This is a genomic window from Vibrio sp. R12-SG2-ISO1 (assembly GCF_059834045.1).
On the sequence record NZ_JCBDGO010000018.1, the window covers coordinates 34,504 to 55,910 of the forward strand.

Sequence of the window (21,407 nt, forward strand, 5' to 3'; positions counted from 1 at the left end):
TTAAGCTATTAATCGAATTTCGACGATAAACGAATATAGAGACCCAACCATGAATGCTAATCACGCTAACGCAGCTCAAAACATGAGCTTTCTCGATCGCTATCTCACTGTGTGGATATTCGCCGCAATGGCACTCGGTGTTGCGATCGGCGCACTGTACCCCCACATGGCTGAATGGAATCAGGCAATGTCAGTGGGCTCAACCAACGTGCCCCTCGCCATTGGCTTAATTTTGATGATGTATCCTCCTCTTGCCAAAGTGGATTACCGACTGCTTGGCCAAGTTCGTCGCGATAAGCAAGCCATCAAACTCTCTCTGATCATGAACTGGCTCGTTGGGCCCATTTTGATGTTTGTGCTCGCACTGCTGTTTCTTGCAGACAAACCGGGTTACATGGTGGGCATCATTTTGATTGGCTTAGCGCGCTGCATTGCAATGGTGTTGGTGTGGAACGATATTGGCGGTGGCAACAAAGAGTACGGCGCCGCATTGGTGGCACTCAACAGCGCCTTCCAAATTGTTACCTACAGTTTTATGGCTTGGCTATTTATTACCGTTCTGCCGCCACTGCTCGGCTACCAAGGGTTTGAGGTCGATATCTCTATGCTCGATATTGCCGAAAGCGTCCTGATCTATTTGGGGATCCCTTTCCTTGCTGGCTTTCTCAGCCGCCAATGGCTCACCAAGCTTAAGGGCGAAACTTGGTACAACGAGGTGTTTGTACCACGTATTTCACCCATCACCCTGATTGCACTGCTTGCGACCATTGTTCTCATGTTTAGCCTCAAAGGCGATATGATTTTGCAATTACCTATGGATGTCATACGTGTTGCGATTCCGCTCACGCTCTATTTCGTATTGATGTTTTTTACCAGCTTTTGGATCGGGAAAAAGCTCGGAATTGAGTATGATAAAAACGCCTCGATTGCATTTACCGCGACCGGGAATAACTTTGAACTGGCGATTGCGGTCAGCATTGCGGTATTCGGCCTCCACTCAGATCAAGCCTTTGCAGGCGTGATTGGCCCGTTGATTGAAGTGCCAGTGTTGATTGCGCTGGTTAATATTGCGTTGAAAATGAAGATGCGTTACTGATCTCGGGTTGAACAATCGCAACGGTGCGGTTTCTCAATCCCATTAGGTAAAGAGAGCGCCAGTTTAACCGCACCACAGTGACAACTTAGCGTGTGTGTTTCTTTAATTGTTGTCGGACCCACTTGCTTGATCATGCTCTCCTCCTTGAGAACGTCTTGATAACGCTACGGCGCTACTTTAGGAAAACGCTGCTCATACAAAGCCATAAAATCCATACGAATCCCCTGCTCTAGATGAGACGCTTTGTCTGTAGGGCAAAAGAGAGTGAACTGAACAATTTGCTCACCCGTCGCCGCACTGGTGACCGCGATATGAGGCTCTGAACCGGGCAAATCGACCCCCGCTCGCTTTTCAATAATGGCATTGTATCGTTTGGCGACTTCACTAAAGTAATGAATGCGTTCATTAATTTTATCTTCGACATCTTTAAGCATCGGGTACAGATTGACAAAATCCGGCACGATGATTGAGAAATGGTGGAACACGTACCGCTTCATGAAGTTCAAGTTTTTGACCGGATAGGTAAAAAATAAGCTGTTTGGTAAGGTGATGGTCTTGCCTGTGTAGTTGTACTCACCGTGATAGATATCAATCTCCTGAATCACGGTGGCCATCAAATTGTGTTCGATGACTTCACCAGTACTTTTGCCCACTTCGATCCAATCGCCCATGCGAAACGAACGCGAGCTCGCACGCTGAATGGAGCCAGTGAAACAGAGGATAATCTCTTTTGAGGCAACCACAATGGCCACCGCAATCGCCGTCACTGAGAGTGCGAATTCACTGATTTCCGGTTTCCACAATGTGAACAGCAACACCACAGTGACCGCAAAAGCGGCGTTTTTTGTGCGATACATCCAACTGCGTTGCTCTTCACTGACAAAAGCCACGTCACCACGAATCTTAGCCAATACCACGCGACGGACCAAAGCAATCAGCAAAATAATCAGCGCTGTAAAAACCATTTTGTGAGTCAACAGGAAGTCAATCACTAGGTGAATTTTGTCCACACCAAACCTCGTTATGTTGCACAGTGCCCATCGCCGAGCACTGCAAATATTATTTGTCCTTAGTGTACTGAATACCTAACCATACAAACAATGGATGAAGGGAATAAATAAGTGACTTTGACCAAGGGTCTCGTGTTTTGAACGTCAAACACGCTTTATTTGTAACGGGCAGAAGTAATAAATTCTTTGAAGGTTTCACACCAGACGATCACCGTGTTGTACTCTTCCACATGGACGCCAGCAGGAATAGTGAGATAAAAACGCTCGAAGGTGTTCACATCCCCAATCAGCACCATTTCTGCCTGAAGGTCCAAAAACGACGCTTCGCTTTCCACATATTGAGGCGAAAGATAGAGTTTATAATCTGGGCCCGGTGCAAGCTGACCTATAAACCCAATAGCATCTGGCGTAATCGACACAGAGCCCTCTCCCCAATGAAGAAAATCACTGTCTTGGCGTGCTCTATCAAATGTGGCGCTGTAGAGCGCGGTATGAGACAAGGCTTTAATCTGACTGATATCTGGAGACGGAGGCTGGGTAATAATCGGCAATGCGTAGATACCCAGTCCAATCCCCGCAGCAAACACCAAGAGATGGCTGAGTAGCCCCAACAATACTCTCATCCAACACCTCATCTCCTTGTCATCATCCAAATAAGCGTAATGGTATTCGCCAAATTTTTCAGTTATTTAGCAAAGTGTTTAATAAGATTGTGATAAAGATTGCATCCCGCCCTTTCAGTGATTGAGTAGAGACAGGAACTCGATAGCGTGGTGACCCTACACAATTTTGAAGTGAGATCACAGTTTAGGAAGAATAATCGATATCATTATCAACAATTATTTGGCAAACCGAGATCGCTCTTCTAGATTTACAAAACAAATCTGGCGCGAAGCGTGTACAGACTAACAACGACATTGGCTAATCACATCCCCCCTCACTGCGCTCAAATTAATGCGCAGCGAGGGGGGATTTTTGTTTATGTACCCAAGTTAGTCAATTCCTGTGTATGTTGACCAATTCTTTTCACTGCGCCTCTGTTAGACTTCATCCAAACAGAGCAACACCAACATAAGGAAAGGATGATGAAGATACTGGTTACTGGCGCGAGTGGTGGAATTGGTTACGCGCTGACGCAGCAGCTCTGCGCCCAGCAGCACCAAGTGTTTGCCACCGGAAGAAATGCAGCAGCACTGGCCACCTTACAACAAGAGACCGGATGCCATGTCGCAGCGTTTGATCTTGCCGACGCCAACCAGTGCATAGCGCTATTCAAGCAAGCGACCGACACCTTAGGTGGGCTAGACGTGCTGATCAATAACGCCGGCATGAACAGCCGAAAGTGTGGCCTTGATGAGTTCACCCTAGAAGAGTTTGACCAGCAATACGCGATCAACCTACGTGCTCCCGCTCTTCTTTGCCGAGAAGCGCTACCACTGATGAAAGCGCAGCAATCCGGCTACATCATTAACGTCGCCAGTACCGTGGCCAAACGCTCCAGTGAAACCATGGGGGTATATACGGCGATGAAGCAAGGATTGGCAGGTCTGACGGGCGTATTGATGAAAGAAGCGCAACCACACGGCATTAAAGTCACCAACTTATTCCCAGGTGGTACAGACACTGGATTTCGCGCTGCCAGTCGCCCTAACTATATGCAGCCCGCTAGCGTGGCACAGACCGTCCTCACTTTATTGAACCTACCGGACGATGTCGTCATTCATGAAATGGTCTTTAGACCGCCAGTGGAATTGGAGTAATCCGACCTACTTGGCTCACGCTTGCGGCTATCTTAGCCTTTGTCCGGATGAAGTAGTTTGTTCTTGTATTGCTCTGGCGTTTGGCCAGAGTACTTCTTAAACATGCCAATAAAGGGGCTGGCTTGGTTATATCCGAGCGTCAACGCCACTTCTTTCACCGAGTGACCATTACGCAGCAGTTCCATCGAATGCAGATAACGAACGCGCAATCGCCACTCGGTAAAACTCATCCCCAGCTCGGCTTGGCAGTGACGGGCTAACGTGCGTTCTGTGGTATGGACGCGCTCAGCCCATTGCGACAAGCTCGTGTTATCGATGGGGTTCTCTTCCACCGCCGCTAGAATCGGTGCTAAATATTTATGATCGCTCGAGGGCAAGAAGTGATGCTGAGTATCTCGGGTGGCTAATTGGTCAAGCAGCACCTGAACCAAGCGTTTATCCGCATCAGAATCAGCAACGTTGATGTCTCGCTGACGAAAATCATCAATGATCGCGGAAACAATCGGCGTCACTTTAATCAGGCTGGTTCTATCTGGGAAATTTGTCGTCAGCGATTGCGCCACATTGAGAGAACAGTAGGAAATAGGTTTGCGATTGTAACTGGTGTGACGAACGCCCGCAGGCACCCAAATAGCCAAATGGGGCGGAGCCAAAAAGCGCGTATCTTCGGCTTCCATCTCCAATATCCCACCACTGATCAGTTGAACTTGCCCCCAAGGGTGGCTATGCATACGCGTTTCTGTATTCGAAAGAAACGCCTCGAAATTCATAAATACGTCTGATGGTGCCTTATCAATGGATAAGGAAGGATGAAGGTGTTTCGCCGATTTTCTCAAGATTGTCTTCCTATGACGCGCAATGTCTTAATGGAGATATTTGTAATTATATAGACCTGTCACACTCGGTTCCACTGATTACTTTGCGATGGGGCTCACATGAACTACTTACTTCCACTGTTTACCGTATTCATTTGGGGCGGGAATACCATCGTAACCAAACTGGCCGCCAGCCACATTGAACCCGGTGCGATGAGTTTCTATCGCTGGTTTGTTGCCGTAGTACTTCTATCGCCTTTTTGTCTTCCGAGCGTGGTGAAACAGTGGCACCACGTCAAACCACACCTGACGAAACTGGCGTTTCTTGCCATGCTGGGCATGGTGCTCAACCAGTCGCTCGGTTACTACGCAGGCTTAACAACGACCGCCTCGAACATGGCGCTCATCACCTCTTTGGTGCCGCTGCTTAGTGTGTTTCTGAGTGTCCCCTTGCTGGGTAAATCGATCTCTGCGGTAAGTATTCTCGGTGGCGTACTTTCATTAATCGGCTTGAGCTATATGTTGGGCCAAGGCGATATGACCTATTTCCTCCATCAAGATATGACGCCAGGAGACGGCTTGATGCTGTTAGCCGCACTTTGCTACGCCGCCTACTGCGTGTTGCTTAAACGTTGGAAAATGCCGCTCTCAAACTGGGTCGTCATCTATTTACAAGGCGTGTTTGCACTCATGATGCTATTTCCACTGCTCATCACCAGCGCGTCGCCAATACCCAGTAGCGATGCTCTGCCGCTTATCGCTTACGCTGGCATCGCCGCCTCAGTGCTCGCGCCTTGGATGTGGGTCAAATCGATAGATGCGATCGGCGCTGACTCAAGCGCAATGTTTATGAACTTGTTGCCGATCTTAGCGGTGACATTAGCCTCTGTGTTACTGGGTGAAACTATGCATTTCTATCACCTTGTCGGAGGATTGATGGTGATCACTGGGGTCATTTTGTCGCAGCTCAAACTCGGGCGAGCCAAACCGCTATTGGCATCACCTGTGGCCAAAGAGACGGCCTAGTCGCCCACTCCGGATGCGCGAGTCCGAGTTTTTCCGATGAAACCTTAAATTCGTCACGCGCGTTTTTGTGAACATTTTCTGAAAACGCGCATACTTTCACTTCGAACGACCAAGTTCATTGGCTTTTCTCTGCGACTGTCCGTACACTTCTGTGTTGTACGCCATTTAATAAGGAAGTGAATTTGAAAGCGTTAAAACGTCATCAAGAGATCATCGAGCTCGTTCAAACCCAAGGTTTCGTCAGTACCGAAGAGTTAGTTGAGCGTTTTGATGTCAGCCCACAAACAATTCGTCGTGACTTAAACGAGCTGGCCGAGGCGAACAAGATCCGCCGTAACCACGGCGGCGCGACCATTGTCTCAAGCTCAGAAAATTCTTCCTATCAAATCCGTCAAGTGTCTCACCAATCGGAAAAAAGCAAAGTAGCACAAGAACTTGTGACTCACATCCCTGACGGTGCCACCCTATTTATCGACATCGGTACAACGCCTGAAGCCGTCGCACGAGCACTGATGAGCAAGCATCAAAACTTACGTATCGTCACCAACAACATCAATGTCGCCACCCTATTAATGAGCAAACCGGACTTTAAAGTCATCTTGGCAGGCGGCGAAGTACGCGGTAAGGACGGCGGTGTGACGGGTGAAGCGACACTGGATTTCATCTCCCAGTTCCGCCTCGATTTCGGCATCTTGGGCATCAGCGGAATTGACTTCGATGGCTCATTGCTGGATTTCGATTATCATGAAGTGCGCGTCAAACGCGCAATTATGGAAAATAGCCGTTGTGTCTTTCTTGGCGTCGACTCAAGTAAATTTGGCCGCAATGCGATGGTAAAACTGGGTACCTTGGCCGACATTGATTTAGTCATCACCAACGAAGCGCCGCCGGAAGAGATTGCGCTGTTTGCACAAGAAAACGACACGCCGGTTATTGTTGTCAGCGGATAGTGAGAACCCCTCTCACATTCAGGCCCCAATCGCACGGATTATATGCTGCACATCTTCCGCGCGATTGGGGCTTGTTTCATTTCAGAGGTAAGGTTATCTCTTTATTTAACTGATCTATTTAGCTGATGACTTCGATGTCCGATTTCGGCACACAGCAGCAAGCTAACGCTAACCCCGGTTCGTGAGCAAAGCCATGAAGTGCCGGCACATCTTCTTGGTCCACTTCACCAGATTCCACCGTAACGCGGCACGCACCACACAGCCCAGCACGACAACTGTTTGCCATCGGGATACCCGCGTCCTCCGCTTGCTCAAGTAAGGTGCGTTGGTTATCACCACTGAAGATGTTGCCGTTGACACTGATGGTCAGCGATTTTACTGAGTCCTGCACTGGCGCTTCCACAGCAGAGAGGCTCGGCTGACCTTTGTCAGCGTAGAACTCTGGCTCTTTGTACTCCAACACTTCTATCTCATCACCTTGTCGAATCAAGCCTTCGTTCTTTGCGACCAAGTTTTGACCAAAGAACACGCCACCGCGCTCATTGGCGCGAAATTGCGATAAGGTTTGTAAAGGCTCTTTACTTCGACGAAACGCGCCTTTTTCGACTTCCACTGTAGTCAACACACAGCGTTCACAAGGCTTCACCGCTTCAAATTCAACGTCACCGATTCGAATGCGCTTCCAACGATCTTCCTCAAAAGGCGCAGTGTTTCCCGCCACTAAGTTGGTGCGAAACTGCTCCATATCGTGGCGTTCAGGGCTACGGCGGTTGAGTTCATCAAGCGACGCCTGACTGACAATAAGCAACGGATAACCATCAGCGAAGCTGACATTGTGGCCCAGCTTTTCACGCAGACGATTGGACTGTTCGCCGGTATAAAGCAGCTCTACCCGTTGACCAATGACTGCGCTAAACCAGTCATCAGCCTCATCCGTGGTGGTGTAGGCAGTAAATCGGTCATTCCACACTTGAGCAGACGCCGCTTGCATTTTAAACGCGTCGTAACGTAAGCGAAGTGGCGCATGCCCCTCGGCGGTTATCACAAGCCCATCTGCCGTTAAACTGGAACGAACCGTGACCATCTGCGGGAACTTGCGCGCGGTGACCATTTGACCATCGGCAGTCGCAAGCATAAAGCGACGGTCAAACGTGAGGCCTTGTTTTTCCACCCACGAGGTCGAAAGTGCAATACCACCCACCGATTTGACGGGGTAGACATTGATTTGGGAGAGTTGCGGTTGTTGTGAAGAATCTGGCGCTGACATTGCTAATCCTAAGCGTAATGATTGTCTCAGCAGTATACGCTGCGGCGCGCGGATACTTAAGGCGAAATCGGTCAAAATCCGAGAAAGTAGATGAAATTCCAGTGACTTTGCTCTATCATCCTGTCGCCTAAACGTAAGCGTTTGCCTTCACACTTTTCGCCGCGTTTAGGCTCCAATCCGATAATTCAATCTATGGTGGGAGCAATCAATGACAACACTTACGATCACACGTCCTGACGACTGGCATGTTCACTTACGCGACGGTAACGTACTCAAAGACACCGTGCGTGACATCAGTCGCTACAACGGCCGCGCGCTGATCATGCCAAACACTATCCCACCTGTGACCAACACCGAGATGGCGCTGGCTTACCGAGAGCGCATCCTGGCAGAAAAGCCAAGCGAGCAGTTCGAACCATTGATGGCGCTGTATCTGACTGACAACACCACCGCCGAGGATATCCGCCAAGCAAAAGCATCAGGCAAAGTGGTGGCAGCGAAACTCTACCCAGCGGGTGCGACCACTAACTCCGACTCTGGGGTGACCAATGCGAAAAACATCTACCCCGTGCTTGAAGCGATGCAAGAGGTGGGCATGCTGCTGTTAGTGCACGGCGAAGTGACTCATCACGACGTGGATATTTTTGATCGTGAGAAAGCGTTCCTCGACACTGTACTTGCGCCAATCGTCAATGACTTTCCTAATCTAAAGATTGTTCTTGAGCACATCACCACTGCCGATGCCGCTGAGTTTGTGAATAACGCCAATGACAATGTCGCAGCAACGATTACCGCTCACCATCTTCTCTACAACCGCAACCATATGCTTGTCGGCGGCATTCGCCCACATTTCTACTGCCTGCCGATCCTTAAACGCAACACCCACCAAAAAGCATTGATTGAAGCGGCCACCAGTGGCAGCAAGAAGTTCTTCTTGGGCACCGATTCGGCACCACACGCCAAGGGCAAAAAAGAAGCGGCTTGCGGCTGTGCGGGTTCTTACACTGCACACGCAGCGTTAGAGCTCTACACTGAAGTGTTTGAGAACGAAGGAAAACTGGACAAACTGGAAGCCTTCGCCAGCCACAACGGCCCTGATTTTTACGGCATCCCTCGCAACAGCGACACCGTCACTTTGGTGAAAGATAGCTGGTCGGTCGAAGCAACCATGCCGTTTGGTGACGACATCGTGGTGCCCATTCGTGGCGGCGAAACCATCGCTTGGCGTGTGAAATAAGCCACACCCCGCGCGCGATCGAGCCATCGGTCACTTTTATTGACTAAGACCACCGAATTCGGTGGTCTTTTTCTATTAAACACAATTATATCAACTACACTTAAACACAAATAAATCAAATGGATCATAAACTTGCCGCGTTTAGATATTCCGACCTTGTCGGTGATTTGTGTTTTTTTGTCGTTTACGTACGCGTGTGGGCTTTTGCTGATTCAGCGCCTACAGCCAAACATTAGGGGAATCAATACCATAGCGCTGGCGCTGCTTTTGCTCGGCGTGGGTTTTCTATTTCTGAGTTTTGGTAATCACACCTCTTACTGGATCTCAAAGATCACCGCCAATTCAGCGATTGTACTGAGCTTTGTTTTGCTGCTCCACGGCGTGTGCTTGTTGCGCAGCTTTCCTCATCGTTTGGCAAACATCGGCTACTATGGCTTGCCGATGATCATTTTGGGGTTGACCTACTTTACCTATTTCTTTCCCTCGACCAATGTACGGATTTTTTTGGTCGCAAGCTTTATTGCATTAATGTGTTTTCTCACCTTATACGCCAACCTCAAAGGGACGCACAAAGACATCCCTGGCTCAAAACGGTTACTTTCTATTGCCATGATTATTCAAGGTGGATACAGCCTGTTTCGCGTCGCTATTTTGCCGTTCCAACAACAAATTCAGGATTTCATGCAGTCTGGCTTAGTGCACCAACTGGCGTTCATCTCTCTCATTTCTATGGTGATTTTTATTGGCTTTTCGATCACTTGGCTCCTAACCGGCCGCTTGGTCGCCACCATCTACGACACATCCCTGAAAGACGACCTCACCCAACTCTATAATCGACGTGCACTGTCTGAATTGGCGCCCAAAGAGTCCGCCCGAGCACGCCGTTTTCAAACCGATCTCTCTTTCGTATTGCTGGATATTGATCGGTTCAAAGAGATCAACGATTTCTATGGCCACCAAACAGGCGATCGCGTGTTAAACAGTATCGGTCGTATTCTGCACGTGGAAACGCGCGCCAACGATTTTTGCTTTCGTTACGGCGGTGAAGAGTTCTTGCTCATTTTGCCCGAAACGTCACTTGAAGACGCTGAATTTGTCGCAGAGAAGCTGCGTCAGGTCATTGAGCGCACTCACTTGCTTCCTAAGCACGATGAATTCTGCACAGCAAGCTTTGGCGTCAGCAGCCTCAACATGCATGATACTTGGAGTGAAGCGGTATCACGCGCTGACCAAGCGCTGTATGAGGCGAAAAAGGCGGGCAGAAACCAAGTCGTCGCCAGATAGTCATTGGCGCCGCGCCCACGTCGATCAACACAACGGCCATAGGGGATAAAAAGCAAAAAGGTTGGCAATGCCAACCTTCTCTTCTGCTTTCTTGACCAAGTAAACCAGCGCAATCAGTGAATCGGCGCGTCCGTCTTGGCGTAGAATTTTCCAAAGTACTCTTCCAATACCTCTGGAGTCAATTTACCTTCGGCTTCAAGCTCTTTCAGCTTTTGTGCGATGGCTTTTTGCTCTTCGATTGATGGCAATGCCACCTCTGGCTCATCCCCCATCTCTTGAGACATCAGCTCCAGTTCTTTTTCAACATCACTCATGATTGACATACCCTTACCAAAATAAAACTGGGGCAAGTTTACCTACTTAACCCCAGAGTTTCTAGTTTGACACGCGAAAGCGTTGTACGTCGTTATAGCTTAAAGCTGCCGACCATTTTATCCAAGCGGACGGACAACTCTTTCAATTCAGTACTCGCTGCTGCTAACTCTTCCGCCGTGCTAGTGGTCACTTCATTGATGGCGTTGATCTCTTCAATATTCTGATTGATGGTGTGCACCACAGTAGATTGCTCTTCCGTCGCTGTCGCCACTTGAGTGTTGCGATCCGAGATGTCATGGATACGCTCTGAGATACTCAGCAGCACTTTCACCGCTTCGTCCGACGCAGACACCCCTTCACCCGTAACGGATTTACCCGCCTCCATCGCCGTTACCGCGTCTTTGGCATCGCTTTGTAACTGGTTGATCATCTTCTGGATCTCTTCGGTCGAATCGGCGGTTCGACTGGCGAGATTACGGACTTCATCCGCCACAACCGCAAAGCCTCGACCTTGCTCGCCCGCCCGTGCCGCTTCAATCGCAGCATTGAGCGCCAACAAATTGGTTTGCTCGGAAATGTCGCGAATCACGTCCAAAATGGAGCCAATTTCTTGTGTCGTCGACGCCAACTGCTCCACCACTTGACCGGTATTTTCGATATCAAGTGCGAGACGACTGATGGCATCTTTCGCTTTGCTGACCACTTGTTGCCCTACTTCACTGTTGTCGGACGCTTGGGTGGCAGTTTCCGCAGCCGTGGCAGCGTTGGTTGCGATCTCACTGATGGTGGCGCCCATCTGGTTGATCGCGGTCACGACTTGTATGGTTTGATCACGCTGCACTTGGCTATTGTCGTGCGTGGTGTTGGCTTTGTGTGAGACCCCATCCGCCGCTGATTGAAGCGCGCTACTGGTCGAGGCTACTTCTTTCATTGATTGATGAATCTTCTCAATAAAGCCGTTAAACCCTTCTGACAATTGACCGATTTCATCGCGGCCTTTGATCTCGATACGTTGAGAAAGATCGCCATCACCTTTGCCCAGATCGCTAAAACGCAGTGCAATCGCACGAATCGGCTTAGCAATACTGTTGGCCAAAAACAGCCCCATCAAAATAAACAGTGCCGCGACGACAATGGTCGTGATCAGCATTTGATGCGCCACTTTGGTCAAATCCGCGAACACTTCATCTACGGGTACCACGCCCACTACAAACCAATCCATGACCGGAATATAAGTGGAAGAAACAAAGACGTTTTGGCCGTTGTAATTCGCTTGGACAAGGTTAAAGTCTGACTTATCCAATAGATCAGACGCGTTGCTACCATAGAGTTGCGCCAATGTCGCTTTTGATTGACTTTGGTCGCGGTGGATTTGTACTTCACCTTTGGCGTTGGTTAAAAAGACAAAGCCGGTTTGCTCAATCTTGAATCCATTCAGTAGCTTCACCATGTCATCCATTGATTTTGACACCCCTGACATGGAGAACCCGTCGACTTGCTGGAAGTTAGCGAACATCTTCACTTCACCGCTGGCCTCTTGGAACATGCTGACCATAGTCGCATTGCCGGACTGCGTGAAGCCAAAGAACCAACCATCCTGCTGCTTGTTAAGCTCACGTAGGAAGCCATTTTGGTTCCAGTAGTAGGCGGTCTCTCGGTTGGCCACTGACGCATCGTTGAGTTTGTACTGCGTGCGGACGTTATTTAGCGACTTCACCAAAAGACGCTCGCTATCGGCATCGATATTACGAGTGTTGATCGCTTGCTGGGTGAACTCATTGTTGGCGATCTGTTGTGCTGCCATCAACAACTGACTCACTTCGTTGTCGATTTCTCCTTTGATTTTTTCCAGCATGGTTGGCAACTCAATATCGATCAAGCGATGCTCTAATACAGCTCTTGCTTGACGTTGAGCCATCACGCCGACAATGATGGTAGATGCCAGTACCGCAAAGGTAATCCCTGCGACCACTTTCTGTTTAATACTAATGGAGTTCAAATTTATCATGCTGATCCTAGCCCTGTTGAACAAACAAGCACATCCCGTGACAGACTGCTTTCACTGAGCCTAAGCCATCGAGTGTGCTATTCACTTTACTTATATCGTAAGGTTTAAGCATTACTTTACCTCTTTCATTTAGACTAGCTCACACTTTGGTTGTATTTCCACAATGCCTTAGCCCATTGGCAAAATTTTGGTCAATTGACCGGGGAAAGAGTTGTATCTCGAGGGAAAATACCCATATTCTAATTGTTCTCAATATCAGAGACTTAACCTGCGCTATCGCCTATGGCGAGAACTCATGGAGAGATACGGCTCATGCACACTCACGCTCTATCACAGCTGCAACACTATTTGAACGGTCAAGTGATTGGTCAAAGTGAATTGGTCAAGCAATTGCTTGTTGCACTCTTGGCTGACGGCCACATCCTTGTCGAAGGACCACCGGGGCTTGCTAAAACGCGCGCGGTAAAAGCCTTAGCCGATTGCATTGAAGGCAGCTTCCATCGCGTGCAGTTTACACCGGATTTATTGCCAGCGGATTTGACCGGAACCGACATATTTAGACCAGAAACTGGGGAATTTCGCTTCCAACCGGGTCCGATTTTCCATTCATTGCTGCTCGCTGATGAAATCAACCGTGCCCCCGCCAAAGTACAAGCCGCAATGCTAGAAGCCATGGCAGAGAAACAGATTACCGCCGGCAAGCAAACCTACCCGCTGCCTGAGCTGTTTTTGGTGATGGCGACGCAAAACCCGATTGAGCAAGAAGGCACCTACCCCTTACCTGAAGCTCAGCTTGATCGCTTTTTGCTCCACCTTAACGTCAGCTACCCTGACGCCGACAGTGAGCTCGCGATCCTACGCTTAAACCGCGGCGAAGCCAAAGGCGAAGTCGGCGCGCAGAAACCGCAACTCTCGCAACACGATATTTTCACCGCCAGACAAGAAGTGCTCAACGTACATATGGCTGAGAGCGTCGAGCAGTACATCATCCGATTGGTGATGGCGACCCGCGAGCCCGAGCAGTACGACGACAACCTTGCAACGATGCTGGAGATGGGCGTCAGCCCGCGCGCCACCATCGCACTGGATCGATGCGCACGCGCTCACGCTTGGTTGGCCGGGCGAGATTTTGTTACGCCAGAAGACGTCCAAGCAATGGCCTACCCTGTGCTAAGACATCGACTGCTGCTGACCTACCAAGCCCAAGCAGAAGGCATCAGCCGCGATCACGTGGTCTCTACCTTGCTCTCTCTGGTCGGTAGCGCATAAACATGGTCACAAAAAATACCGTCCTCCCTACGCCGACACTGCCGCCTCATAGTGATGGTGTGAACCTCACCATGAAGGAGTTGCTTCATCTTAAGCAGCACGCGGTGAAATGGCTGCCACCAGCCAAAAGTTTGTGGTCACAAATGGCAGGGCAACACCAAAGTCGCCAACTTGGCCGCGGGATGGATTTCAGTGAAGTACGCCAATATCAACATGGCGATGACATTCGCAGCATCGACTGGCGCGTCACGGCGCGCACAGGCAAACCACACACCAAACTGTTTAGTGAAGAACGCGAAAAGCCGGTTATCGTCTATGTCGACTTTAGTCCGAGCATGAGGTTCGGCTCAACGTTGTTACTAAAGTCGGTGCAAGCGGCGCATTTTGCCGCGCTCACCGGGTGGATAGCCACCGAAGGGCAAGATAGAGTCGGCGCCGTTATCGATACCGGCTCAACACTGACCGACCTCAAGCCGCTGCCAAGGCAGCGAGGGGCGTTGGCACTCAATCACGCCTTGGTCAATGAACACCAAAAAGCGCTGATGAACCATCACGTGACGCAAAACAGCTCGATGGCACCCGCGCTGGAAGCACTCAACCGTCTCTGCCCTAAAGGCAGCGATATTATCCTACTGAGCGATTTCGCCCGACTGACGGAACAAGATGAGATCACCCTATCTGGGCTCAACACCCACAATCGCGTGCGCATCGTGCAGTTGTGGGATCCTCTTGAGCAAGGCGTCACTGATTTTCGCGGCTGCGAACAGGTGACGGATCGTCAGCATACCCAATGGATTGATTTTGGAAAAAAAACAACGCGAAAAAACATTGAAGCCGCCTTTAAAGCCAAGCAAAATCAGCTTTCTAGGCTCGCGCTTAAACTAGGAATGAGCGTTAGCGCACTCTCAAGTGCACAACCACTACAACAACAATTACACGGATTTTAGAATGAGCTCGAACAGTCAATCTTCATTGCTGCCGCTAGACCCTATGATGTTACCCTCGCCACCAAGTTGGCTACCGCTTACCTGGGCATGGTGGGCGAGTATCGCCGCCGGTATCATGGCCCTGCTCGCTATTTGGGGCTTCACCCGTTGGAAGAAAAAACGCCTAGCACCGAAAAAAGCCGCCCTACGCATTTTGAAACAAGGCAGCACTCCCTCATCAGCGATTGAGTTGGTTCGCCAATCGGCGTTGTGCTATTTCCCACGCGAAGAGATCGCTCAGCTAACAGGAAAAGAGTGGTATCTATTTTTGGATGAGCAATTGAGCACCCCGCTCTTTGCCGACAATTACGATAAATGGCAACATGCGCTCTACAGCAAGCAACACAACGATGAGTCTCAGGCGTTGATCGAACACTGCGCCCATTGGATAGAGCACGCGCTGCCACCGAAAAAACGGAGGAAATCTCGTGGCCCTGTTCGAGGCTGATTGGCAACTGCTGTGGTGGTGGGCGCTGTTTGCACTGCCGCTGCCCTTGTTGGTTTACCGCTTCGCTCCTGCCAGTGCGCAGCGAGCGCCGCTCTATCTGCCGGTTTTACCTCAGGGCGCGGCCCAGGCTACGCCGAATTTGCGCGTCACACGTCTGCTCCTCTCACTCACTTGGCTACTCCTGTTACTCGCGGCGGCGAGACCGGTGTGGTTTGGCGATCCCGTCACAACACAGCCGAAACACCGTGACTTAATGTTAGTGCTCGATCTCTCTTATTCGATGAGCCAGCAAGACATGCGTCAAGGGGACGACTATGTTGATCGGCTGAGCGCAGTCAAACAGGTGGTCAATGATTTTGTCGCCAAACGGGAAGGCGATAGGATCGGCGTGGTGCTGTTTGCTGATCACGCCTATCTGCAAACGCCACTGACCCTAGACAGACATACCGTCGCCAAACAAGTGGATCAATTGGTTTTGCGCTTGATCGGTGAAAAAACCGCCATCGGTGAAGGAATTGGCCTTGCGACCAAAACCTTTATCGACAGTGATGCGCCGCAGCGCGTGATGATCCTCCTCAGTGATGGTTCGAACACCTCGGGCGTTCTTGATCCTCTTGAAGCCGCAGACATTGCCAAGCAGTATGGCGCGACCATCTACACAGTCGGTGTTGGCGCCGGTGAAATGGTTGTCAAAGAGTTCTTTATGAGCCGTAAAGTCAATACCGCCCATGATCTCGATGAGCGGACCTTGATGGCGATCGCCGAGACAACCGGCGGACAGTACTTTCGGGCTAGAAACGCCGATGAGCTCGCCACCATCTACGACACCATTAATGCCCTCGAGCCCGTCTCGTCGGCAACGCAAGTCTGGCGCCCTCAAACTGAATGGTTTTATGTCCCGCTCACGCTCGCCTTTCTCACCCTACTCGGCCTGATTATCGTGCGGAGGCATCATGTCTGACTTTACGCTGCTCTACCCGATGTGGTTGTGGGCACTGCTGCCCACCTATGCATTGCTGTACTGGCTCAGCAAACGTCAAAAGAGCCATACGCTCATTGCGCCGCACATTGCTGCCGCGCTTGGTATGAGCTCATCACAGCCCACTCATCGACTATTGCCACTGCTAGGCGCAATGCTGACGCTTGCCATCGTTGCGCTATCCGGGCCAAGTTTTAGCCAAGCAGAGCGACCGGCGTTTTCCAGCACCGAAGCGCGAGTGATAGTGATGGACATGTCGATGTCCATGTACGCCAATGACATCAAACCCAATCGTTTGAGCCAAGCCAGATACAAGGTGTCGGATTTATTGGCCCAATGGCAAGAGGGTGACACCGCGCTGATTGCTTACGCCGGGGACGCGTACGTGGTGAGTCCGCTCACCTCAGACAGCCAAACCATACTTAACCTGCTGCCCAATCTTTCACCTGACATCATGCCCTACCCGGGCGCTCGGGCAGACAAAGGCATCGAACTGGCGATTGAGTTGATGAAAAATGCGGGCTTAGATCGCGGCCATATCTTGCTTGTTAGTGATGATCTGGATGATGACGAGCAAACACGCAGCGCCGAGCTGATCGATTCTGGTGCTTGGTCGCTGTCGGTCCTGGCTATTGGCACTGAAAGCGGCGCGCCAATCCCTTTGCAAGATGGGCAATTGCTGACGCATAACGGCCAAACGGTGGTCGCGAAAAGCAATTTTGATAATATGCGCCGCTTGGCGTCCACCAGCCGAGGTATTTTTGTGCCCGTTCAGGTGACAAACGACGACATCAACCTCATTCACCGCGTGATGAATCAAACCGACCAAGCCACTCGCGCCGTCAGTCATCAATCGGTCAGCGATCAGGTCAACCAAGGCTATTGGCTGCTGCCACTCATCGTGCTGCTCTCGCTTCTACTGTTTCGCCGTGGCGTCTTGCTGTCGGCGCTGCTAGTGCCGCTGCTCTGGCTCTCGCCCAGTCAGGAGGTTGCCGCTAACCCATTTAAACCCCAAGATCTCCAAGCGTATGAAGATTATCTCTCGGGTGACTACTCGGCTGCCGCCGAGAAGTTTAACGATGCGCAATGGCAAGGCTTGGCACACTATCAAGCGGGCGATTTTGACGCCGCCATTGAAAACCTAAGCGGCGCAAAAACGGCCAACCAACACTACAACCTCGCCAATGCGCTCGCGCAAAGCGGTCAGTATTCCGCCGCTATTGAGCACTATGAGCAAGCGTTGACGCTTAACCCAGCGCTCTCATCGGCAAGCCACAACAAAGCGATTGTGGAACAAGCGCTACAACAGCAACAGCAACAGCAACAGCAACAGCAACAGCAGGGTGAATCAGGTGAGCAATCTGAGCAAGCCGCGTCTCAGCCAAATTCCCAATCTGGTAAAAACTCTGAAGGCAACGCTGGCACGCAGCCCGAGCAACAAGACGAAGCACCGCGCCCAAACAATGAACCTCAGCAAAGCCAAGAGAGCAATCCTTCGCAGCAGTCTACGTCCGAGGCACCTTCTGCTTCTGAGAATCCTCCTAGTTCAGAGCAATCTGCTACTGCAGAGCAATCTACGAATTCTGAACAAGACTCGGTGTCAGAGCTAAAGAGAGGTTCGCAGGAGGCAAACGACCAAACTGAGCAGCCTAACACATCGGCAACACTCGGCGACACCAAGGCCAACGAGATCGATCCCGCGCTGCGTAAACTTGAGCAAGTCGAAGCCGCACGCGATCCTAGCCGCCTATTGCGCGCGCAACTGCTATTGCAAGCGCAGCAAAAGTCTCCCCCAGCATCTACAGGAAAAACATGGTAATGACAGCGTTTCGATCCCTTTTTATCTTTTTTTTCCTTTGGTCTAGCGCCACCAGCGCCGCCACGCTTCAAGTCACCGTAAATAAAAATCGCGTCGTGAAAAATGAGGTATTCCAACTGCGTGTGGTACTGGATCAAAAAGCCGAATCAGATGACATTGATTTTAGCCTGCTTAGCGATGACTTTTATCTAGGGCGACCAAGCTTTGGCTCCTCGCTCAACATCATCAATGGCAATCGCTCCACACGCAGCGAATGGAATCTCTCACTGGCTGCCAGTCGCATTGGCACCGCAGTGATCCCCGCTTTTGAGGTCGGAGGTGCGCGCTCTGAGCCAATTGAGATTACCGTCTTGGCCGATCAAAATGCGCCACAAGTCTCGGATTTAATTGAAATCCAATCCACATTGAGCAAAGAGACACTCTATCCTGGTGAAAGTGCCACCTTGCGCACTCGGCTCATCGTCAAGGCCAATCCGCGTCGACTACAAAATCCGCAGGTTATAGCCCCTCAAGCACAAGGACTGACGCTCTCACCGCTTGGGGAACCCAACCAATACCAAAGTGTGATAGATGGATTAGAGGTCACCATTGTCGATCAAGACTATCGAGTCACAGCGACCACACCGGGTGCACAAACACTGCACAGTATTGGCTTTCGCGGTAGTATCGTCTACGGCAGTGATCGTGAAGGGAGTACCCGCCTGATTGATGCCAGCACTGCTGCGAAGGGCTACGCCATCACCGTATTGGATAAACCAAGCGACTATCAAGGCACTTGGCTACCTGCCTCGGAGCTGACGCTGCGTCAGCAGTGGCAAACATCACAAGGCGAGCTCAGTGAGACAACGAACCGCTTAGAGTTAGGCGATTCCATCACGCGAACCCTCACCCTTGAGGTCTCTGGGATCAGCGCTGAGCAGTTACCCAATCTGTCCATAACCTACCCATCGTCTGTGCGCCAATACGCCGAAAAGCCGCAGGTAAGCGAACCACAACCAGGTGTCGTTCGCATGGAGTTAAAACAAGTATTGATCCCTCAACTGACTGGAGAGATCACTCTACCTGAGGTCATCGTGGATTGGTGGGACACCACCACACAGACCCAGCGCCAAACAATCGTTGATGGTTTGACGCTGAGCATCAAGCCTGCCGTCACAAGCCATGCCTCTACTGCGCCCTCAATTACCGCTGCGGCGCCCGTCGAGACCGCCCCACCCACTACCACCATTGAGCGTGGTTTTTGGCCTTTGCTGAGTGCGCTACTCGCGCTGGGCTGGCTGATTACCCTTGGGCTGTGGTGGCGCACCAAACGCGCGCTTCACACGCTGACCACTGAGCAACAAAACCGTGAGCCCACGCTAAACAGCACTGGTTCGTTGATTGAGGCGCTGCGCCAACAAGACTATGTGCAAGCCAACCGTCTAGCAGCGATCTGGTTGGATGAAGTGTCGATGTCAGAAGAGTTACGGGCATCTATCCACGCCGAGTTGGAGGCGATGAATCGCAGTCAGTTTTCACCGAAAATCAGCGCTTGGTCGAGCTCGACCTTGATCGCACTGGTTAAAAAAGCCAACAAAAGAAACAACAGCGGCAAACCGAAAGGTTCGCCGCTCGCTAAGCTCTGAGGTGGATAAAGGGTTAGCGCTTTGCTAATCCTTTACTGTTCAGGTAACCCAAGATGTGCGGACGAGATTCGCCCGACAATTTGGCCGTCACTTGCTCTGACCAACCACTCTGCTTGTTGTTGCTGGAGCGCTGTTGATAATAGGTGTGCATGGTCTCATCGTAGTGTGCAACGGCCTGTTTATCGAGCGGGTGGTAGTGATTTTGATGAACAATCACCTCCAGCGGCAATCTCGGTTTTAGATCTGGGTCTTGAGCGGGATGCCCAAGGCACATGCCAAATAACACCGCGCAGTGCTGTGGTAAACCCAATAACTCATCTACCTCAGCCGCGCGATTGCGCAAACCACCAATGTAAACGCCACCGAGCCCCATTGACTCTGCCGCTACCAAACAATTTTGCGCCATAATGCCGGCATCAACAGCGCCGATTAACGTCAGCTCGGTAAAATCTGCCTGCACGTTTGGATTAAGTTCCACATGGCGCTGGTAGTCGATACAGAACACGAGAAACTCAGCCGCACTCGCCACATAAGACTGTTGGCCAGCAAATTCGGCCAAACGTGCCCGCTTGTCAGGGTCTGTCACACGAATCACTGAGACCACCTGTAACAAACTCGATGATGATGCCGCTAAACCCGCTTTGAGTACAGTGTCAAGCTGCTTAGGGCCAATCGCCTCAGACGTAAACTGACGAATGGAGCGGTGATTCAATAACGTGTCTATGGTGCTGTTCATGGCAAATCCTTGAGTATCACAACATGAAGAATCAACACCTTATAGTGCTTTGGCGTTAGGGTAAACCCTCTTCGCTGTATAGCGCTTGCCATGAGGAGGGTTCGCCCTTTTGGGGAATGCGTGGAGAACCCATCCGTCTATCGTTACCACATTAACGCGAGGAAGACTGCGCCGATTCTAACCGTTTGGCGATCTCCTCTTGCTGCTGAGAGATCGAATCTAGCGCCTGTGCCGTGGTCTTTATTGCTCCGGCCATTGAAGAGAGGTGTGAAGTCGCACCGAGCAGTGTCGCTTGCATCGGACGCAACACGAACCAAAAAATGGCCGATATTATCCCGATGATGACCACTCCAATCAGTGCGATCGCCACCAGCACTTGCTGGCGCAGCTCATCAAAGAACTGCTGACTTTTCGTGGCGATGGTCTGTTTAGAGTGCTGAAATGCGCTTGGCAGTGCCTCCATAGACTGTCTAGAGAGCAATACCAATTCGTTGAGATTGCCAATGGTTTGGTCGAGTTTTTCTTGCTGTTGCCCTGTCAAGTGCTCACTTTGCGCGATGTCTGCAAGCGCGCTACCAATGGTATCTAACGACTGTCGGGTGTCATCCAGTGCCCGCTCAACCCCCTCCAACTCTAATGTCATCGACACCTGTACAAAGGGCTGATGCGCCTCCTCCTCTGCATTCACCACTGATGCCAATAGCACCATACTCAAGCCTAGCCACCACTTCATCGCCCTATCCTTTTGATTGTCTATCCTTTGACATCATAGCGCTA

20 protein-coding genes and 1 pseudogene are annotated in these 21,407 nt (G+C 50.7%); 12 read left to right on the forward strand and 9 right to left on the reverse strand.

Annotated features, from left to right (window positions below; translation table 11 throughout):
* Positions 1–49 precede the first annotated feature (49 nt).
* The gene (gene arsB / locus AC6R10_RS13010) at positions 50–1,096 is read left to right on the forward strand and encodes an ACR3 family arsenite efflux transporter (protein WP_487902226.1); all 1,047 of its coding nucleotides are present in this window, start codon (positions 50–52) and stop codon (positions 1,094–1,096) included.
* A gap of 8 nt (positions 1,097–1,104) precedes the next feature.
* On the opposite strand, the pseudogene AC6R10_RS13015 reads toward arsB, so the two are convergent.
* The 3 genes and pseudogenes from AC6R10_RS13015 to AC6R10_RS13025 all read right to left on the reverse strand — a co-directional run.
* Positions 1,105–1,230 (reverse strand): annotated as a pseudogene (locus AC6R10_RS13015) (GFA family protein); the annotation flags it as partial.
* Between the two features lie 30 nt (positions 1,231–1,260).
* Complete coding sequence (locus AC6R10_RS13020) at positions 1,261–2,061, reverse strand: mechanosensitive ion channel family protein (RefSeq protein WP_420378201.1); 801 nt, start codon at positions 2,059–2,061, stop codon at positions 1,261–1,263.
* Between the two features lie 200 nt (positions 2,062–2,261).
* On the reverse strand, positions 2,262–2,729 hold the full coding sequence (locus AC6R10_RS13025; protein ID WP_487902224.1) for a DM13 domain-containing protein: 468 nt from the start codon (positions 2,727–2,729) through the stop codon (positions 2,262–2,264).
* Positions 2,730–3,188: 459 nt separating this feature from the next.
* On the opposite strand from AC6R10_RS13025, the gene AC6R10_RS13030 reads away from it, so the two are divergent.
* Positions 3,189–3,866 (forward strand): SDR family oxidoreductase, encoded by a 678-nt coding sequence (locus AC6R10_RS13030; RefSeq protein WP_500632107.1) that lies wholly within the window; start codon positions 3,189–3,191, stop codon positions 3,864–3,866.
* A 32-nt stretch (positions 3,867–3,898) separates the two neighbouring features.
* On the opposite strand, the gene AC6R10_RS13035 is transcribed toward AC6R10_RS13030, so the two are convergent.
* Complete coding sequence (locus AC6R10_RS13035) at positions 3,899–4,702, reverse strand: AraC family transcriptional regulator (RefSeq protein WP_334552110.1); 804 nt, start codon at positions 4,700–4,702, stop codon at positions 3,899–3,901.
* A gap of 99 nt (positions 4,703–4,801) precedes the next feature.
* On the opposite strand from AC6R10_RS13035, the gene AC6R10_RS13040 reads away from it, so the two are divergent.
* Both AC6R10_RS13040 and AC6R10_RS13045 read left to right on the forward strand, forming a co-directional pair.
* A complete protein-coding gene (locus AC6R10_RS13040) occupies positions 4,802–5,707 on the forward strand; it encodes a DMT family transporter (protein WP_500672493.1) in 906 nt (301 codons plus the stop codon).
* 182 nt (positions 5,708–5,889) lie between these two features.
* Positions 5,890–6,657, forward strand: coding sequence for a DeoR/GlpR family transcriptional regulator (locus AC6R10_RS13045; protein WP_334552112.1), 768 nt, complete (start codon positions 5,890–5,892; stop codon positions 6,655–6,657).
* A gap of 118 nt (positions 6,658–6,775) precedes the next feature.
* On the opposite strand, the gene AC6R10_RS13050 is transcribed toward AC6R10_RS13045, so the two are convergent.
* Positions 6,776–7,924 carry a YcbX family protein gene (locus AC6R10_RS13050; RefSeq protein ID WP_500672494.1) on the reverse strand — a complete coding sequence of 383 codons (1,149 nt, stop codon included), beginning with the start codon at positions 7,922–7,924 and terminating at the stop codon, positions 6,776–6,778.
* A 208-nt stretch (positions 7,925–8,132) separates the two neighbouring features.
* Here AC6R10_RS13050 and pyrC point away from each other — a divergent pair, with 208 nt between their 5' ends.
* Both pyrC and AC6R10_RS13060 read left to right on the forward strand, forming a co-directional pair.
* On the forward strand, positions 8,133–9,161 hold the full coding sequence (gene pyrC, locus AC6R10_RS13055; RefSeq protein ID WP_500672495.1) for a dihydroorotase: 1,029 nt from the start codon (positions 8,133–8,135) through the stop codon (positions 9,159–9,161).
* A gap of 132 nt (positions 9,162–9,293) precedes the next feature.
* Positions 9,294–10,445, forward strand: a complete 1,152-nt coding sequence (locus tag AC6R10_RS13060) for a GGDEF domain-containing protein (protein WP_500672496.1) — start codon at positions 9,294–9,296, stop codon at positions 10,443–10,445.
* Positions 10,446–10,558: 113 nt separating this feature from the next.
* On the opposite strand, the gene AC6R10_RS13065 is transcribed toward AC6R10_RS13060, so the two are convergent.
* Positions 10,559–10,759, reverse strand: a complete 201-nt coding sequence (locus tag AC6R10_RS13065; RefSeq protein ID WP_334552116.1) for a restriction endonuclease subunit S — start codon at positions 10,757–10,759, stop codon at positions 10,559–10,561.
* A gap of 92 nt (positions 10,760–10,851) precedes the next feature.
* Positions 10,852–12,768: a methyl-accepting chemotaxis protein gene (locus AC6R10_RS13070; protein WP_500672497.1), complete on the reverse strand. Its 1,917-nt coding sequence runs from the start codon at positions 12,766–12,768 to the stop codon at positions 10,852–10,854.
* 312 nt (positions 12,769–13,080) lie between these two features.
* On the opposite strand from AC6R10_RS13070, the gene AC6R10_RS13075 reads away from it, so the two are divergent.
* Genes AC6R10_RS13075 through AC6R10_RS13100 form a run of 6 tightly spaced genes read left to right on the forward strand, consistent with a single transcriptional unit; the run spans position 13,081 to position 19,894 of the window.
* Complete coding sequence (locus AC6R10_RS13075; protein WP_500626746.1) at positions 13,081–14,037, forward strand: AAA family ATPase; 957 nt, start codon at positions 13,081–13,083, stop codon at positions 14,035–14,037.
* 2 nt (positions 14,038–14,039) lie between these two features.
* Positions 14,040–14,984, forward strand: coding sequence for a DUF58 domain-containing protein (locus AC6R10_RS13080; protein ID WP_500672498.1), 945 nt, complete (start codon positions 14,040–14,042; stop codon positions 14,982–14,984).
* Position 14,985: 1 nt separating this feature from the next.
* Positions 14,986–15,471, forward strand: a complete 486-nt coding sequence (locus AC6R10_RS13085; protein WP_500672499.1) for a DUF4381 domain-containing protein — start codon at positions 14,986–14,988, stop codon at positions 15,469–15,471.
* Positions 15,452–16,432: a vWA domain-containing protein gene (locus AC6R10_RS13090; RefSeq protein ID WP_500672500.1), complete on the forward strand. Its 981-nt coding sequence runs from the start codon at positions 15,452–15,454 to the stop codon at positions 16,430–16,432. Before AC6R10_RS13085 ends, AC6R10_RS13090 begins: the two co-directional genes overlap by 20 nt.
* Positions 16,425–18,269, forward strand: coding sequence for a VWA domain-containing protein (locus tag AC6R10_RS13095; RefSeq protein WP_500672501.1), 1,845 nt, complete (start codon positions 16,425–16,427; stop codon positions 18,267–18,269). The genes AC6R10_RS13090 and AC6R10_RS13095 overlap by 8 nt, the downstream gene beginning before the upstream one ends.
* Complete coding sequence (locus tag AC6R10_RS13100; protein ID WP_500672502.1) at positions 18,269–19,894, forward strand: protein BatD; 1,626 nt, start codon at positions 18,269–18,271, stop codon at positions 19,892–19,894. The genes AC6R10_RS13095 and AC6R10_RS13100 overlap by 1 nt, the downstream gene beginning before the upstream one ends.
* A 13-nt stretch (positions 19,895–19,907) precedes the next feature.
* Here the strand turns inward: AC6R10_RS13100 and nfsA are convergent, their stop codons facing one another.
* Both nfsA and AC6R10_RS13110 read right to left on the reverse strand, forming a co-directional pair.
* Positions 19,908–20,630 (reverse strand): oxygen-insensitive NADPH nitroreductase, encoded by a 723-nt coding sequence (nfsA, locus tag AC6R10_RS13105; protein WP_500672503.1) that lies wholly within the window; start codon positions 20,628–20,630, stop codon positions 19,908–19,910.
* Positions 20,631–20,781: 151 nt separating this feature from the next.
* Positions 20,782–21,363 carry a hypothetical protein gene (locus AC6R10_RS13110; RefSeq protein ID WP_500637289.1) on the reverse strand — a complete coding sequence of 194 codons (582 nt, stop codon included), beginning with the start codon at positions 21,361–21,363 and terminating at the stop codon, positions 20,782–20,784.
* Between the last annotated feature and the right edge of the window lie 44 nt (positions 21,364–21,407).

What these genes read in the sequence shown, in the direction of transcription:
- arsB (WP_487902226.1), top strand. Translation starts at nt 50, where the DNA reads ATGAATGCTAATCACGCTAACGCAGCTCAAAACATGAGCTTTCTCGAT.
- AC6R10_RS13020 (WP_420378201.1), bottom strand. Translation starts at nt 2,061, where the DNA reads ATGGTTTTTACAGCGCTGATTATTTTGCTGATTGCTTTGGTCCGTCGC.
- AC6R10_RS13025 (WP_487902224.1), bottom strand. Translation starts at nt 2,729, where the DNA reads ATGAGAGTATTGTTGGGGCTACTCAGCCATCTCTTGGTGTTTGCTGCG.
- AC6R10_RS13030 (WP_500632107.1), top strand. Translation starts at nt 3,189, where the DNA reads ATGATGAAGATACTGGTTACTGGCGCGAGTGGTGGAATTGGTTACGCG.
- AC6R10_RS13040 (WP_500672493.1), top strand. Translation starts at nt 4,802, where the DNA reads ATGAACTACTTACTTCCACTGTTTACCGTATTCATTTGGGGCGGGAAT.
- AC6R10_RS13050 (WP_500672494.1), bottom strand. Translation starts at nt 7,924, where the DNA reads ATGTCAGCGCCAGATTCTTCACAACAACCGCAACTCTCCCAAATCAAT.
- pyrC (WP_500672495.1), top strand. Translation starts at nt 8,133, where the DNA reads ATGACAACACTTACGATCACACGTCCTGACGACTGGCATGTTCACTTA.
- AC6R10_RS13065 (WP_334552116.1), bottom strand. Translation starts at nt 10,759, where the DNA reads ATGAGTGATGTTGAAAAAGAACTGGAGCTGATGTCTCAAGAGATGGGG.
- AC6R10_RS13070 (WP_500672497.1), bottom strand. Translation starts at nt 12,768, where the DNA reads ATGATAAATTTGAACTCCATTAGTATTAAACAGAAAGTGGTCGCAGGG.
- AC6R10_RS13075 (WP_500626746.1), top strand. Translation starts at nt 13,081, where the DNA reads ATGCACACTCACGCTCTATCACAGCTGCAACACTATTTGAACGGTCAA.
- AC6R10_RS13080 (WP_500672498.1), top strand. Translation starts at nt 14,040, where the DNA reads ATGGTCACAAAAAATACCGTCCTCCCTACGCCGACACTGCCGCCTCAT.
- AC6R10_RS13085 (WP_500672499.1), top strand. Translation starts at nt 14,986, where the DNA reads ATGAGCTCGAACAGTCAATCTTCATTGCTGCCGCTAGACCCTATGATG.
- AC6R10_RS13095 (WP_500672501.1), top strand. Translation starts at nt 16,425, where the DNA reads ATGTCTGACTTTACGCTGCTCTACCCGATGTGGTTGTGGGCACTGCTG.
- AC6R10_RS13100 (WP_500672502.1), top strand. Translation starts at nt 18,269, where the DNA reads ATGACAGCGTTTCGATCCCTTTTTATCTTTTTTTTCCTTTGGTCTAGC.
- nfsA (WP_500672503.1), bottom strand. Translation starts at nt 20,630, where the DNA reads ATGAACAGCACCATAGACACGTTATTGAATCACCGCTCCATTCGTCAG.
- AC6R10_RS13110 (WP_500637289.1), bottom strand. Translation starts at nt 21,363, where the DNA reads ATGAAGTGGTGGCTAGGCTTGAGTATGGTGCTATTGGCATCAGTGGTG.